The organism is Subtercola boreus (assembly GCF_003399635.1).
GTDB lineage: Bacteria > Actinomycetota > Actinomycetes > Actinomycetales > Microbacteriaceae > Subtercola > Subtercola boreus_B.
In genome coordinates, this window is sequence record NZ_NBXB01000018.1 from 35,623 (window position 1) to 50,508 (window position 14,886).

Annotated in this window: 15 protein-coding genes; all 15 read left to right on the forward strand. The window is 66.2% G+C overall.

Translation table 11 applies throughout. From position 1 onward, the window contains the following. Positions 1-5 precede the first annotated feature (5 nt). The 15 genes from dnaJ to B7R22_RS06140 all read left to right on the forward strand — a co-directional run bounded on the left by dnaJ (position 6) and on the right by B7R22_RS06140 (position 14,566). Positions 6-1,130, forward strand: coding sequence for a molecular chaperone DnaJ (dnaJ, locus tag B7R22_RS06070; RefSeq protein ID WP_116410888.1), 1,125 nt, complete (start codon positions 6-8; stop codon positions 1,128-1,130). 37 nt (positions 1,131-1,167) lie between these two features. Then, the gene (locus B7R22_RS06075; RefSeq protein ID WP_116410889.1) at positions 1,168-1,944 is read left to right on the forward strand and encodes a 16S rRNA (uracil(1498)-N(3))-methyltransferase; all 777 of its coding nucleotides are present in this window, start codon (positions 1,168-1,170) and stop codon (positions 1,942-1,944) included. Positions 1,945-2,024: 80 nt separating this feature from the next. Next, entirely contained in the window at positions 2,025-2,384 is a 360-nt protein-coding gene (locus B7R22_RS06080) for an HIT domain-containing protein (RefSeq protein ID WP_116410890.1), read from the forward strand. Positions 2,385-2,433: 49 nt separating this feature from the next. Continuing rightward, on the forward strand, positions 2,434-3,396 hold the full coding sequence (locus B7R22_RS06085; RefSeq protein WP_116282583.1) for a PhoH family protein: 963 nt from the start codon (positions 2,434-2,436) through the stop codon (positions 3,394-3,396). Continuing rightward, on the forward strand, positions 3,393-3,860 hold the full coding sequence (gene ybeY, locus B7R22_RS06090) for an rRNA maturation RNase YbeY (protein WP_116410892.1): 468 nt from the start codon (positions 3,393-3,395) through the stop codon (positions 3,858-3,860). The genes B7R22_RS06085 and ybeY overlap by 4 nt, the downstream gene beginning before the upstream one ends. After that, on the forward strand, positions 3,857-5,179 hold the full coding sequence (locus B7R22_RS06095) for a hemolysin family protein (RefSeq protein WP_116410893.1): 1,323 nt from the start codon (positions 3,857-3,859) through the stop codon (positions 5,177-5,179). The genes ybeY and B7R22_RS06095 overlap by 4 nt, the downstream gene beginning before the upstream one ends. Next, positions 5,176-6,090: a GTPase Era gene (era, locus tag B7R22_RS06100; RefSeq protein ID WP_116410894.1), complete on the forward strand. Its 915-nt coding sequence runs from the start codon at positions 5,176-5,178 to the stop codon at positions 6,088-6,090. Before B7R22_RS06095 ends, era begins: the two co-directional genes overlap by 4 nt. Before the next feature lie 60 nt (positions 6,091-6,150). Next, positions 6,151-7,125 (forward strand): 4-hydroxy-tetrahydrodipicolinate synthase, encoded by a 975-nt coding sequence (gene dapA / locus B7R22_RS06105; RefSeq protein WP_116410895.1) that lies wholly within the window; start codon positions 6,151-6,153, stop codon positions 7,123-7,125. 44 nt (positions 7,126-7,169) lie between these two features. Continuing rightward, positions 7,170-8,846, forward strand: a complete 1,677-nt coding sequence (locus B7R22_RS06110) for a ribonuclease J (protein WP_116282527.1) — start codon at positions 7,170-7,172, stop codon at positions 8,844-8,846. A gap of 280 nt (positions 8,847-9,126) precedes the next feature. After that, positions 9,127-9,639 carry a hypothetical protein gene (locus tag B7R22_RS06115; RefSeq protein WP_116410896.1) on the forward strand — a complete coding sequence of 171 codons (513 nt, stop codon included), beginning with the start codon at positions 9,127-9,129 and terminating at the stop codon, positions 9,637-9,639. 79 nt (positions 9,640-9,718) lie between these two features. Next, complete coding sequence (locus tag B7R22_RS06120) at positions 9,719-12,745, forward strand: FtsK/SpoIIIE family DNA translocase (RefSeq protein WP_116410897.1); 3,027 nt, start codon at positions 9,719-9,721, stop codon at positions 12,743-12,745. A gap of 4 nt (positions 12,746-12,749) precedes the next feature. Further along, the gene (gene pgsA, locus B7R22_RS06125; protein WP_116410898.1) at positions 12,750-13,370 is read left to right on the forward strand and encodes a CDP-diacylglycerol--glycerol-3-phosphate 3-phosphatidyltransferase; all 621 of its coding nucleotides are present in this window, start codon (positions 12,750-12,752) and stop codon (positions 13,368-13,370) included. Further along, positions 13,367-13,897 carry a CinA family protein gene (locus B7R22_RS06130; protein WP_367379180.1) on the forward strand — a complete coding sequence of 177 codons (531 nt, stop codon included), beginning with the start codon at positions 13,367-13,369 and terminating at the stop codon, positions 13,895-13,897. Before pgsA ends, B7R22_RS06130 begins: the two co-directional genes overlap by 4 nt. 132 nt (positions 13,898-14,029) lie before the next feature. Next, positions 14,030-14,338, forward strand: coding sequence for a helix-turn-helix domain-containing protein (locus tag B7R22_RS06135; RefSeq protein ID WP_116282533.1), 309 nt, complete (start codon positions 14,030-14,032; stop codon positions 14,336-14,338). A gap of 3 nt (positions 14,339-14,341) precedes the next feature. Further along, positions 14,342-14,566 (forward strand): DUF3046 domain-containing protein, encoded by a 225-nt coding sequence (locus B7R22_RS06140; RefSeq protein ID WP_116410899.1) that lies wholly within the window; start codon positions 14,342-14,344, stop codon positions 14,564-14,566. Positions 14,567-14,886 lie beyond the last annotated feature (320 nt).

Below are 14,886 nucleotides of genomic sequence, written 5' to 3' on the forward strand. Positions count from 1 at the left end.
CCTTCGTGGCTGACCACTACGACGTTCTCGGTGTCGAACGCACCGCTACCCCCGACGAGATCAAGAAGGCCTACCGCAGGCTCGCGCGCGAGCTGCACCCCGACGTGAACTCGGCTCCGGATGCCGAGGAGCGCTTCAAGGCGGTGACCCACGCCTATGACGTGCTGAGCGATCCCGGGCAGCGCCAGAGCTACGATCGCGGGCCGCAGGCCGGCTTCGGGGGCGGTGGCGGTGGTGGCGGGGCCCAGGGATTCGGCGGCTTCGGCGACATTTTCGAGACGTTTTTCGGCGGCCAGCAGGGCGGCCAGCGCGGCCCCCGCTCGCGCGCCGAACGCGGACAGGATGCGCTGCTCCGCGTGGAGGTCGACCTCAGCGAGGTCATCTTCGGCACGCACCGCGACCTGGAGGTCGACACCGCGATCCTCTGCGAGACGTGTGAGGGCTCCTGCGCCCAGCCGGGCACCCACGAGGTGACCTGCGACATCTGCCACGGCAGCGGCCAGATCTCCCGCACGGTGCGTTCGCTCCTCGGCAACGTGATGACGTCGTCGCCCTGCGGCACCTGCCGCGGCTACGGCACAATCATCCCCGCCCCCTGCGTCACCTGCCAGGGTCAGGGCCGCATCCGCGCCCGTCGCACCATCCCGGTCGACATTCCCGCTGGCGTCGACACCGGTCTTCGCCTGCAGATGCCGTCCCAGGGTGAGGTGGGCCCGGCCGGCGGGCCGCAGGGAGACCTCTACCTCGAGGTGAAGGTACGCCACCACGACATCTTCAGCCGGAACGGCGACGACCTGCTCTGCACTCTCGAAGTGCAGATGTGGGATGCCGTTCTCGGCACGATGACCACCTTGAAGGCGCTCGACGGCGACGTCGAGGTCGAGGTGAAGCCGGGTATCCAGAGCTCAGAGGTATTGACGATCAAGTCCCGCGGCGTGACGAAGCTCCGAGGCGGTGGTCGGGGGGATCTCAAGATCGGCATCCAGGTGGTCACGCCGACCAAGCTCGACCACAAGCAGAAGGAGCTCATGAAGCAGCTCGCCTCTGCGCACAAGTACCCGGCGCCGTCGCTCGGGCAGTTCCAGCAGGGCCTGTTCTCGAAGCTCCGCGACCGTTTCATGAACGCCTGAGCGAGCGGATGACTGCACAGCACAGGAGCGCGCGAGCATGAGTTCGCTCTTCATCCGCAAAGACCTCGCATCGATCCCGCACGAGGTGCGCGACGTCGTCTCGCTGCACGGCGAGGAGCAGAAGCATGCCGTCACGGTGAACCGCATCCGGGTCGGCGAGGCGACGTCGATCGGCGACGGCCGTGGCCTCGTTGTGAGCGGGCCGGTCATCGCCGTGTCGGGTTCGGTGCTGAGCATCGCCGTCACCGATGTCGAGCAGGTCGCCCCGACGCCGCATCGCATCCATCTCGTGCAGGCGCTCGCAAAGGGCGACAGGGACGAATTGGCCGTGCAGGCGGCGACCGAGCTCGGTGTCGCGCGGGTCTCGCCGTGGGCGGCGGAGCGCTCGGTATCGCGCTGGGTCGGGCCGAAGATCGCCAAGGGACTGGATCGCTGGCGCACCATCGTGCGGGAGGCCACGAAGCAGTCGATCCAGGCCTGGGTGCCGGAGGTCGGTCACCTGATGTCGACGAAAGACCTGGTGGCGCTGGCCGCAGGTTCGCGGATGCTCGTGCTCGACCCGACCGCGGAGCTCTCGCTGACCGCGGTCGACCTCGGCGACACCGGCGATCCCGAAGGCGGTGCCGGCACGGATCCCGGCATCGACCTCGTTCTCGTCGTCGGGCCGGAGGGCGGGATCGCGCCCGGCGAACTCGACGCGCTGGAGGCGGCCGATGCGACCCGCGTGAAGCTCGGGACGGGCATCCTCCGCACCTCCACCGCAGGTCCCGTGGCGATCGCCGTGCTGAACGTGCGGCTCGGCACCTGGAGCTGATGACCTGCCCCTGCCGGATCGCGCTACGCCCACAGCAGAAGGCCCGGTGCGCTGTCAGGGGCTCCGCTTAAGATGAGGGCATGCCAGATCTCGTAGAACCGTCGATCTTCACCCGCATCGCGCGGAGGGAAATCCCGGCGACCATCCTCGCCGAGACCGATCGTGTGATCGCCTTCGTCGACGTCGCGCCGAAGGCCCCCGTGCACATCCTCGTCGTGCCGAAGACCGAGCAGTACGCAAACGTCGTCGAGCTGGCCGCCGGCGACCCGGGGCTCCTCGCCGAGGTCGTCGAGCTGGCGAACCAGCTGGCCGCCGAGCACTCCGACGGTGACTTCCGCCTCGTCTTCAACACCGGTGCCGGCTCCGGCCAGACCGTTTTCCACGTACACGCCCATGTTCTGTCGGGCAACCTCCAGGAAGGTTCACTTGCCACGTTCTGAGAACAGCACCACGACGTCCGACGCCGTCATCCAGGTCGACGGGCTCGCCATGGTGCGCCTGCTCGGCCCCCAGGACAGGCTGGTCACGCTGGTCGAGAAGCAGTATCCGTCGGTGAGCATCCACGTGCGGGGCAACCAGATCACACTGCAGGGGCCCAACGGCGACGTCGAAGCCGCGCGCCGGCTGGTCGACGAGTTGGTCGAGATGGTGCGGAACGGCAACGAGGAACTCACCGAGATCGAGGTGACCGCTTCGGCGCGCATGCTCGACACGGGCAGTTCGGTGTCGCCGTCGGCTGCGCTCGGTGAGCCGATCGTCTCGAGCCGCGGCAAGACGGTGCGCGCGAAGACGCTCGGCCAGAAGAAGTACGTCGACGCCATCGATGAGAACACCATCGTCTTCGGCATCGGTCCGGCAGGAACGGGCAAGACCTACCTGGCGATGGCCAAGGCGGTGCAGGCCCTGCAGCGCAAAGAGGTCAACCGCATCATCCTCACCCGTCCGGCGGTCGAGGCCGGCGAACGGCTCGGCTACCTGCCCGGTTCCCTGACCGACAAGATCGATCCCTACCTCCGGCCACTCTTCGATGCGCTGAACGAGATGCTGGATCCCGAGATCGTGCCGAAGCTGCTCGCGACGGGCACGATCGAGGTCGCGCCGCTCGCCTACATGCGCGGGCGCACCCTCAACGACTCGTTCATCGTGCTCGACGAAGCGCAGAACACGACGCCCGAGCAGATGAAGATGTTCCTGACCCGCCTCGGCTTCGGCTCCCGGATGGTCGTCACCGGCGACATCACCCAGATCGACCTGCCGCTTGGAACGAGTGGACTGCAGGTCGTACGCGGCGTGCTCGACGGGATCGAGGACATCCACTTCGCTACGCTGACGAGTGAAGACGTCGTGCGGCACACGCTGGTGGGCCAGATCGTCGACGCCTACACGAAGTACGACCAGATCCAGTTGGCCAAACGAGACAGCGCCGCAGCCCGGCGAGGAGAACGCGCATGAGCATCGAAGTGAACAACGAGTCGTCGATCCCTGTCGACGAGAACGCGTTGTTGCGGTTGTCGACGTATGCGCTACAGCAGATGCACGTGCATCCCGATGCAGAGCTAGCGATCGTCCTGGTCGATGAGGCTGCGATGGAACAACTGCATGTGCAGTGGATGGACGAGCCCGGCCCCACCGACGTGCTGAGCTTCCCGATGGACGAACTGCGGCCCGGCACCGAAGACGCACCGACCCCCGCCGGACTCCTCGGCGACGTCGTGCTCTGCCCGCAGGTCGCAGAGGGTCAGGCCCAGACCGCCGGTCACTCGACTCTCGAAGAGCTGTTGCTCCTGACGACCCACGGCATCCTGCACCTGCTCGGCTTCGACCACGCAGAACCCGATGAAGAGAAAGAGATGTTCGGAATCCAGGGCGACATCCTCGTCGGATTCGCTCTCAAGGAGCGCCGCCGCCGCGCATGACCACTCTTCCCTTCGTCGGACCGTTCATCGCCATAGCGCTGGCGCTGGTGGCTCTCGGCGGCTTCTTCGCCTCGGCTGATTCAGCGATGGCGTCGCTCTCACGGGCCGACATCCTCGACCTCGCCGAGAGAGCCCGTGCCAAACGATCGATTCGGGCTATCGCCGAAGACACCGGCGCGCACATCAACGTCGTCAACTTCGTGCGGGTCGTGGCCGAGACCTCCGCAGCGGTGCTCGTGACCATCGCCCTGTCGGCGACCTTCGAACAGATCTGGGTCGTGCTGCTGCTCGCCATCCTGATCATGACCGGGGTGTCGTTCGTGCTCGTCGGGTCGAGCCCGCGGAGCGTCGGCCGGGTGCACGCCCGGGGTGTGCTGATCGCGAGCGCCCTGCCCGTTCATCTGCTGCGGGTGCTGCTCGGGCCGATCGCGAACGCGCTTGTGCTGATCGGCAACCGCGTCACGCCGGGTCGGGTGCGCTCCGCATCGTTCTCGTCGGAGGAGCAGCTGCTCAGCATGGTCGACGAGGCCACCGAGCTCGATGTGCTCGAAGAAGACGATCGCGAGCTCATCCACTCGATCATCGAATTCAACGACACGGTCGTTCGCGAGGTGATGCTGCCCCGCACCGACATGGTCACGGTCGAGCACGATGCCTCCGTCGGCCAGAGCATGGGCCTCTTCCTCAGCCGGGGGGTGAGCCGGATGCCCGTGGTGCAGGGCAGTGTCGACGAGATCATCGGCGTGCTCTACCTCCGCGACGCCGCGCGGCTCACCTACGAGAAGCCGAAGCAGGTCGACATCGTCACCGCCGACAGCCTGGCGAGGCCTGCCCTCTTCATCCCGGAGTCGAAGAAGGTCGACGACACGCTCAGGCAGATGCAGCTCGAGTCGAACCACCTCGCCATGGTCGTCGACGAGTACGGCGGAATCGCCGGCCTCGTCACCATGGAGGATCTCATCGAAGAGCTCGTCGGCGACATCTCCGACGAGTACGACCGCGAGAACGTCGAGGTCGAGGAGCTCGCCTTCGGCGAGTACCGTGTCAGTGCAAGGCTCGCCGTCGACGAACTCGGCGAACTCTTCGGCCTCGAACTCGACGACGACGACGTGGACTCCGTCGGAGGCCTCCTCGGCAAGGCCCTCGGGCGGCTGCCCGTACCAGGCTCCGTCGCACACGTCGCCGGGCTCACCCTCACCGCCGAACGCACCGATCGCCGCCGGCGCATCAGCACCGTGCTCGTCACCCGCGACGCCGACTCGCCGGCCGCCACCACCCTTCCTCTCTCATCCCTCACCACCGAAAAGGACCCCCGATGATCGGCTCCGACATCGTCACCGACCCCGACTTCCGCGCAGGGTTCGTCTCCTTCGTCGGGAGGCCGAACGTCGGCAAGTCGACCCTCACCAACGCGCTTGTCGGCGAGAAGATCGCCATCACCTCGTCGAAGCCACAGACGACCCGCCGCGCCATCCGGGGCGTCGTGCACCGGCCCGACGGCCAACTGATCCTCGTCGACACCCCTGGCATGCACCGCCCGCGCACGCTGCTCGGTGAGCGATTGAACGCGGTGGTGCAGTCGACTCTCGGAGACGTGGACGTGATCGGCTTCTGCGTCCCCGCCGATGAGAAGCTGGGCCCCGGCGACAGGTTCATCAACGAGCAGCTCGACGCGTTTCCCAAGGCGAAGAAGGTGGCGATCGTCACCAAGATCGATGCAGCCTCCCGCCCGGCCGTCGCCGAACAGCTGCTGGCCATCTCGGAGCTCCGCCCGTGGGAGGCGATCATCCCCATCTCCTCGACCAGCAACCTGCAGCTCGACATCCTCACCGCCGAACTGATCAAACTGCTGCCGCGCTCTGCCAAGCTGTACCCCGACGACCAGACCACCGACGAAGGTCTCGAGGCGCGCGTCTCCGAACTTATCCGCGAGGCGGCGCTCGAAGGGGTACAGGATGAACTCCCGCACTCGATCGCCGTCACGATCGACGACATGATCGAGCGCGATGACCGCGAACTGATCGAGATCTACGCGAACCTCTTCGTCGAGCGCGACAGCCAGAAGGGCATCATCATCGGCAAGTCGGGTTCGCGGCTCGGCGAGGTCGGGGCCCGGGCGCGGGCATCCATCGAACCGCTCCTCGGCAAGCAGGTCTTCCTGAGCATCCGCGTCAAGGTGGCCAAGGAGTGGCAACGAGACGCCAAACAGCTGGGCAGGCTCGGATTCTGACGTGGTGCGCTCCCGGCGCGGCAGGCGACCATTGACCGCTAACCTGTAATCGTGGCTGCAGTGAACCCCCAGAACCCGTTCGGCCAGGTGCTCGTCGCCCTGGTCACCCCCTTCACCGCCGACGGCGAAGTCGATTGGGCCAGCGTCGAGAAGCACATCGACACGGTGATCAACGACGGTGCCGACGGAATCGTGGTTTCGGGAACGACGGGTGAGACATCCACCCTGACCGACGCCGAGAAGGTCAGACTCGTCGAAGTGGGCAAGTCGGTGTCCGACGGCCGCGCCAAGATCATCACGGGCGGCGGTTCGAATGAGACCGCCCACGCCATGCAGCTCGCCAAACAGAGCGAGAAGGCCGGTGCCGACGGCAACCTCGTCGTCACGCCGTACTACAACAAGCCCACACCCGCGGGAGTGCTGACACACTTCCGGATGATCGCTGACGCGACCGATCTGCCGGTCATCCTGTACGACATTCCCGGTCGCACGGGCATTCCCATCACGTACGAGACCATCCTGCGTGCGGCGAAGCACCCCAACATCCTCGCCATCAAAGACGCCAAGGGCGACTTCAGCGAGGTCAGCCGGGTGCTGAACCAGACCGACCTGATGTACTTCTCAGGCGACGACTCGAACGTGCTCCCGGCGCTGTCGATCGGTGCGACGGGGCTCATCGGCGTCACCAACAACATCGCCGCACGGCCCTACCGCATCATGATCGACGCCGTGAACGCCGGAGATCTGGCCACGGCCACCACGATGCACCAGGCGCTCGAACCGCTCGTGCGGGCCACCATGACGCACGTGCCCGGCACTGTCGCAGCGAAGTACATCCTGCATGGCCTCGGCCGCATCGCGAGCCCCCGCGTCAGGCTTCCCCTTGTCGGCCCCGAAGAATGGGAGGCTGCGAAAATCGAAGACGAGATCGATCTCGTGCGGAGCATCCCCGGGGTCAGCTTCACCAATTTCCGACCCGACCGAAACGCAGCCGCCGGTGGCGCGCTGCCCAAGATTCCTGGCACAACCCGCTAGAACGCGGCACTTCTCACAACTCAACACACACTCAAGGAGGGCATATGCCCAATACTTCATACGAACCCCGTCCCCTCGAAAAAGACACCCTGCGGGTCATCCCGATCGGTGGTCTCGGCGAGATCGGTCGCAACATGACCGTCTTCGAGATCAACGGCAAGCTGCTGATCGTCGACTGCGGCGTGCTCTTCCCCGAGGAGACCCAGCCCGGCGTCGACCTGATCCTGCCCGACTTCTCGCTCGTCAAGAACCGCCTGCACGACGTTGTCGGCATCGTGCTCACCCACGGCCACGAAGACCACATCGGCGCGGTTCCCTATCTGCTGCGCCTCAAGAACGACATCCCTCTGATCGGATCGGGCCTCACGCTCGCCCTCGTCGAGGCGAAGCTTAAAGAGCACCGCATCAAGCCCTACACCTTCCAGGTCGAAGAGGGCCAGATCGAGAAGATGGGCCCGTTCGAACTCGAATTCGTGGCCGTGAACCACTCGATTCCGGATGCCCTGGCCGTCGCCATCAAGACGGTGGCCGGTGTCGTGCTCCACACTGGCGACTTCAAGATGGACCAGCTTCCGCTCGACAACCGCATCACCGACCTCCGCGCCTTCGCCCGGCTCGGTGAGGCCGGCGTCGACCTGTTCCTCTCCGACTCGACCAACGCCGACGTTCCCGGCTTCACGCCCTCTGAGCGCACCATCGGCCCCGTGCTCGAGAGCGTCATCGCGAAGGCCCCGCGCCGGGTCATCGTCGCGAGCTTCTCTTCTCACGTGCACCGTGTGCAGCAGGTTCTGGATGCGGCCCACGCCAACGGGCGCCGTGTGGCGTTGCTCGGCCGTTCCATGGTTCGCAACATGGGTATCGCCGAAGAGCTCGGCTATCTCAAAGTGCCTGAAGGCGTGCTCATCGACTTCAAGAAGGCCGGCGACATCCCCGACGACAAGATCGTCTACATGTCGACCGGTTCGCAGGGCGAGCCGATGGCCGTGCTCTCGCGGATGGCCAACCTCGAGCACCAGATCGAGGTCGGGCCGGGCGACACCGTCATCCTGGCGTCCTCGCTGATCCCCGGGAATGAGAACGCGGTCTACCGCGTCATCAACGGGCTGACGAAGCTCGGTGCGACGGTCGTCCACAAGGGCAACGCCAAGGTACACGTCTCCGGGCACGCCTCGGCGGGCGAACTTCTGTACTGCTACAACATCCTGAAGCCGAAGAACGTGATGCCGGTGCACGGCGAGTACCGTCACCTCGTGGCGAACGCGCAGCTCGCCATCGAGACCGGTGTGCCGGCGCGCAACACGATCCTCGCCGACGACGGAACCGTCGTCGACCTGCGCGATGGTGTCGCGACGGTCGTCGGCCAGTACGACCTCGGCTTCGTCTACGTCGACGGGCAGACCGTCGGCGAGGTCACCGACGACGACCTGAAGGACCGCCTCGTGCTGAGCGAAGAGGGCTTCATCTCGGTCATCGTCGTGATCGAGGCGGGCACCGGCCGCATCGTCGTGGGCCCCGAGATCCACGCAAAGGGCTTCGCCGAAGACGACTCGGTCTTCGACAAGGTCAAGCCGAAGATCGCCGCGGCCCTCGCCGAAGCGGTCGGCAACGGCACGCGCGACACTCACGCCCTGCAGCAGGTCGTTCGCCGCACGGCCGGCCGCTGGGTCAACACGGCCTACCGTCGCCGCCCGATGATCGTGCCGGTCGTCATCGAGGCGTAATCCAGCTTTCCGTTGGGGGCCCGTTCCGCTTCGTGCGGGGCGGGCCCTTTGCGGGTTCGGGGCAGCGTTTCTCAGCTTCGGCAAACAGTGGGAATCACTCTCGCGGGCGCCTCCGCTGCCACGGCCAGCTTCCGTCGACCTTTCGGTGACGATGAGCTCTGACCAGTCGTTCGCCGCACCCCTCCGGCAGCCCGGGTTGGATCTGATGCGTCTTCGGCCTGTTCGCGCAATGCGAGCGGGCCTTCGGCGTCTCTCTGGTATGACAACCGGAAGGACGCCCATGTTTCATCTATCCCAGTCCAGCGACCGCCGCATCGCGGGTGCGGTGCTGGCCTCCGTCACCGCCCTCACGCTCGCCTTCGGAGTCGGTGCGACAGCGGCCCACGCGGGCCCCGTGGCTCCGCCCGTCGTCGGGTACACCTACGCGAGCTTCGTCGTGCCGACGCGGGCGCAGAACGGCGGAGCGGAGTACCTGCCCGTTCAAGGGCTCGTCAGCGGCGCCGGATCCTCGTTCTCGCTCACGGCCTATTCGGCGAAGATGATCTGCAATGGCGTCAGTTTCTACCCACTCAATCTCACGACATTCGGCGGCGGATCGTTCTCGTTCTCGGGACTCGTTCCTCTCTCCGAGACCGGCCACGCCTGCATCGTGACCGCAAACTCGACCCTGCCGGGGCAGATGATCCAGTTCCAGCCCAGCCAGACGTGGACCGTAAGCGAGCTCCTACCGACGGCGGTGGTGAACATCTCTGCGCAGATCATCAATCACACGGGTAAGACGGGTGGGCTGTGAGGCGCCGCCTGTGAGTGAAGTTCAGCGGTGCGCGGTGCGCCGCCGGGGGAGCGACAGGGGTGCGCAGTAGCGTAAGCGCATGGCTACGAGTACCAGGGCGAACTCACGCGCGCGCGGCGCGGCGGGCGGACGGAGCGGCGCAAGCGGCGCCGGCGGCAACAGCGGCGGCGCGACCGGCGGGCGACGAGCGCCCGCCAAGGCGCCGGCCAAACAGCAGGCAACCGCCACCCAGAAGACGCTGAAGTTCCCCGTCGAGAACGAGGGCCCCGGCATCTTCACCACGATGTGGCTCGGCCTCGCGCACCTCGTCGGGGGAGCGGCTCGCGCCTTCGGGCACGAGAAGCTCGCGAAGGAGGAGCGCCGCGACGGGTTCCCGTTCCTTCTGTTCCTTCTCGCTGTCGCGGGAGCCGTGATCGAGTGGTTCCTCGTCGCCAGTCCCGTGGCGATCCTGCTCGATGCCTACACGTTCGGCGGTCTCTTCGGCCGGGTGGCCTATGCCCTGCCCGTGGTCATGCTGCTGCTTGCGATCTGGTTGTTCCGGCATCCGAACTCCGTCAACGACAATGGCCGGATCGGCATCGGTCTCGGCATCCTGGTCCTCACGGTCTCGGGCCTCTGCCACATCTTCGGCGGCGAGCCGTACCCCGCTGAGGGCATGGAATCGCTCGCCACAGCCGGTGGCGTGCTCGGTTGGGTGATCGCCGCCCCGCTCATTCTCATCATCACACCCGTCGGCGCGACGATCGTCGTCAGTGCCCTGCTCCTGCTCTCCCTCTTCATCATCACAAAGACCCCGCCGAACAAGCTGGCCTCGCGCTCCCGCGAGCTCTACGCCTACCTGTTCGGTGCCGCTTTCGGCGAGGCTCCGGAGTCGCGGGAGGACCGCGAACCGAAGGTGCCGCGGGCGGTTCGCGGCAGCAATGCCGAGCACACCGGCGATCTCGAGCTCGACTTCGACCACGTGAACGACGAGTCCCTGCCGTGGTGGCGGCGCAACAAGAGTGGGCGCGAGGAGGATCCGGCCTTCGATTCGCCGATCATCCCGACCACTGCGGTCAGCCCCGCGCCGATCCACGTCGAAGACCGCACACCGCCCACGGAGGTGATCGATCGCACGATCGACGAGAGCCGCGGTTTCGACGCCGCACTGCTCGGCGACATGGAGGCGGCCGAGCAGGCGGTCAGGCGGTTCACGGGCGAGGTTCTACCCGGCACGAAGTCGGCCACGGGCATCCGAGACGACGCAGCCAGCGGCGATGCCTCGTTCACCGGCGTGCTCTTCGGCGAGACTGCGGGCGCGGGCGGCGCAGCCGGCGCGGTCGCAGCCGGCACTGCCCCCGCCACGAAGCCGTTCCCCACGGCTGCGACCACGGTTCCGGATGCCCTTCCCGGCATGGCACCGGATGACACGTTCATCCCGCTCGCCGAAGTCAAAGAACTCGAGGCCCTCAACTACTCGCTCCCGCCCGTCGGCAGCCTCGCGCTGGGCGAGCCGTCGAAGGCCCGTTCCCAGGCCAACGACGACATCGTGCGTGCTCTGACCGACGTGCTCTCGCAGTTCCAGGTGGACGCGAAGGTCACTGGGTTCTCGCGCGGCCCGACCGTCACCCGATACGAGATCGAGCTCGGCCCTGGTGTGAAGGTCGAGCGCGTCACGGCGCTCAGCAAGAACCTCTCGTACGCGGTCGCCAGCAACGAAGTGCGCATACTGTCGCCCATCCCGGGCCGGAGCGCGATCGGCATCGAGATCCCGAACACCGACCGCGAGATCGTGGTGCTCGGTGATGTGCTGCGTTCGGCGAAGGCCACGAACGACACCCACCCGATGACGATCGGCGTCGGCAAAGACGTCGAGGGCAAGTTCATCATCGCCAACCTCGCGAAGATGCCCCACCTCCTGGTCGCCGGTTCGACCGGTTCGGGCAAGTCGAGCTTCGTGAACTCCATGGTCACGAGCATCCTGATGCGCGCCACGCCCGCCGAGGTGCGGATGGTGCTCATCGACCCGAAGCGTGTCGAGCTCACCGCCTACCAGGGTGTGCCCCATCTCATCACGCCCATCATCACGAATCCGAAGAAGGCCGCCGAAGCACTGGCCTGGGTCGTGAAGGAGATGGACATGCGCTACGACGACCTCGAGAGCTTCGGGTTCCGTCACATCGACGACTTCAACCGCGCCGTGGTGAACAAAGAGCTGGTTCTGCCCGTCGGCAGCAGCCGGGTGCTGAAGCCGTACCCCTACCTGCTGATCGTCGTCGACGAGCTGGCCGACCTGATGATGGTCGCCCCGCGCGACGTCGAAGACTCGATCGTGCGGATCACTCAGCTGGCCCGGGCCTCCGGAATCCACCTCGTGCTCGCGACCCAGCGTCCGAGCGTCGACGTCGTCACCGGCCTCATCAAGGCGAACGTGCCGTCGCGTCTGGCGTTCGCCGTCACGAGCGTCACCGATTCCCGGGTCATCCTCGACCAGCCCGGTGCCGACAAGCTCATCGGGCAGGGCGACGCGCTCTTCCTCCCGATGGGGGCGTCGAAGTCGATCCGCGTGCAGGGCGCGTGGGTGAGCGAGTCGGAGATCGCCAAGGTCGTCGAGCACGTCACCCGCCAGGCGAGGCCCGAGTACCGGGCGGATGTCACTGTCGCGGCGGCGTCGAAGCAGATCGATGCCGACATCGGAGACGACCTCGAGGTGCTGCTGCAGGCGGCCGAGCTCATCGTCAACACGCAGTTCGGGTCCACCTCGATGCTGCAGCGCAAGCTCAAGGTCGGGTTCGCGAAGGCGGGTCGCCTGATGGACCTGCTGGAGTCGCGAGAGATCGTCGGGCCGTCAGAGGGCTCGAAGGCCCGAGATGTGCTGGTGACCGCTGAGCAGCTTCCCGAGGTGCTGGCGATGCTGCGAGGTTCGGATGTCGCGGCCGCGCCCTCTGCGCCGAACGCCGGATCCCAGCCGCCGCAGGGCGCTCCGGCGACCGGAGAGTCCTTCGCCGAGGGTTTCGGCCCCGAGCAGATGGACTACAGCGATCCCCTCGCGGAGCCCGGCCCCGGGTATCCTGAGGTGGAGGGCGACACGGACGAGGACGCGTGGGGCCTCACCGGCAGAGAGTAGCACCATGACCAATTCGCCCGAAGCGCAGGCCGCGGCCGCGCCGAAGCCCAGCAACTGGAACCTGCCGAACGCCATCACGGTGGTGCGCATCCTGCTTGCGCCGGTGTTCTTCGTCATGCTGCTGGCCGACAACGGATCAGACGGAGTCGTGCGGTATCTCGCCGCGATCCTGTTCATTCTTGCGATCGCGACCGACGGCGTCGACGGTCACCTCGCCCGCAAGAACAACCAGGTCACCGACCTCGGCAAGATCCTCGACCCGATCGCCGACAAGGTGCTCACCGGGGCGGCCCTTGTCGGTCTGTCGATCCTCGCCGAACTCCCGTGGTGGGTGACCATCATCATCCTGATCCGCGAAGTCGGCATCACGGTATTCCGGTTCGCCGTCATCAAGCGTCGCGTTATTCCCGCGTCCCGCGGGGGCAAGCTGAAGACGCTCGCCCAGTCGATCGCGATCTCGCTTGCTCTCCTGCCGCTCTGGATCCCGCTCGGTGACTGGATGTACTGGGTCAACGCCATCTTCATGTCGATCGCCTTCGTGCTGACCGTCATCACCGGGCTCGACTACCTCTACCAGGACCGCAAGTTGAACCGTGCCGCCGCGGCGAGAAACACTTCAGCGTGACCGTGACCGGCCAGTCCTCCGGGGAGGTCGCCGACGACCACGGCGGTGGCGTCGACCTCACGGCGCGGTTGATCGCCGATCTGCACCAGCGCGGTGAGACCGTCGCCGTCGCCGAATCGCTCACAGGAGGGCTGCTCGTCGCGGAACTGATCCGCCCCGCCGGTGCGTCGAACGTCGTGTACGGGGGAATAGTCGCCTACAACACGGCTGTCAAGGCCTCCCTGCTCGGCGTCGACGGAGATCTGCTGAGACAGCAGGGCCCCGTTCATCCCGAGGTTGCCGAACAGATGGCAGAAGGGGTGCGCCACGCCCTGACCGTCGACGGGAGTCCGGCCTCGATCGGTCTCTCCACGACGGGCGTGGCCGGCCCCGGGCCAGGCGGCGGACACCCTGCTGGCACCGTCTTCATAGGGATCTCGGTCGATGGGCACACGCAGAGCGTCGCCCTGGAACTCGACGGAGACCGCGACGCCGTGCGCGCTGCGGCGGTCAGCGAGGCCGTGCGAATCCTGAGTGCCCAGTTCTGAGCACCTTGCGCGGGAATGACTCAGGTTTCGATCTCGTTACACCTGTTGTCATTAACGACGAAAGTCCAGTCTGGGTCGTTTAGAGTTTGTCGTACGAGATATCGACTGGACAGCAAAGCTAAGGAGGCTCCGATGATTTTAGTTCGTCAAGAAATCGGCGACGTGCTGCGGGACTTCCGTCTTCAGAAGGGTCGAACCCTTCGCCAGGTCGCAAGCAAGGCCAGCGTGGCACTCGGCTATCTCAGTGAGGTCGAGCGCGGGCAGAAGGAAGCATCGAGCGAGATCCTCGCATCGGTCGCCGATGCCCTCGACACTCCCATCTCCGTGATCATGCGTGAGGTCGGCGACAGGCTCGCCGTCATCGAGGGGATCGACACGATTCCCGACACCGTGCCCGACGAGTTCGTCGCAGGGTTCGATGCGTCTCTGGCGGCCCGCTAAACGGTGCGCGTCAGCGAATTCCGGCAGGCCGTGCTTGATGAGTTCGGTGCCGGGTACGGTCGTGTGGTGACCGGCGATCTCGTGTTGTCAGAATTCGGTGGCCGCACGGCCGAGCAGTCCGTCAACGCGGGTGAGGATGCCCGCGAGGTATGGCTGGCGCTCTGCCGCGCCGCCGATGTACCCGAGAGCCGTTGGTACGGCGTGGGGTTGCCGCAGCCCCGTTCCTAGAACTGTGTTCGAACGATGCGACACGCCGTTTCGTCCTGTCGAAGATGTGTTCGAATCGGCTAGTCTCCTTCACAACAGACGTTTCTCATCTCTTCTCCACAGATCGGATGCTCACCGACCCAGTGTCGGTGGGTCTCCGTAACGTGGTCGAGGTAAGCAGCAGACGCGAATATGCCTTGTCGTCAGCCCGGTGAGTCGTCCGTGAGGGACGTCGGATGCCGGGTGCGACAGCCTATAGGCGCACCGTACCGCGGCGCAGATCCGAAGCGAGAATCTCATCCCCGAGAGGCTCCGGGTCGGGCGAGCACCTGATTCAAGGA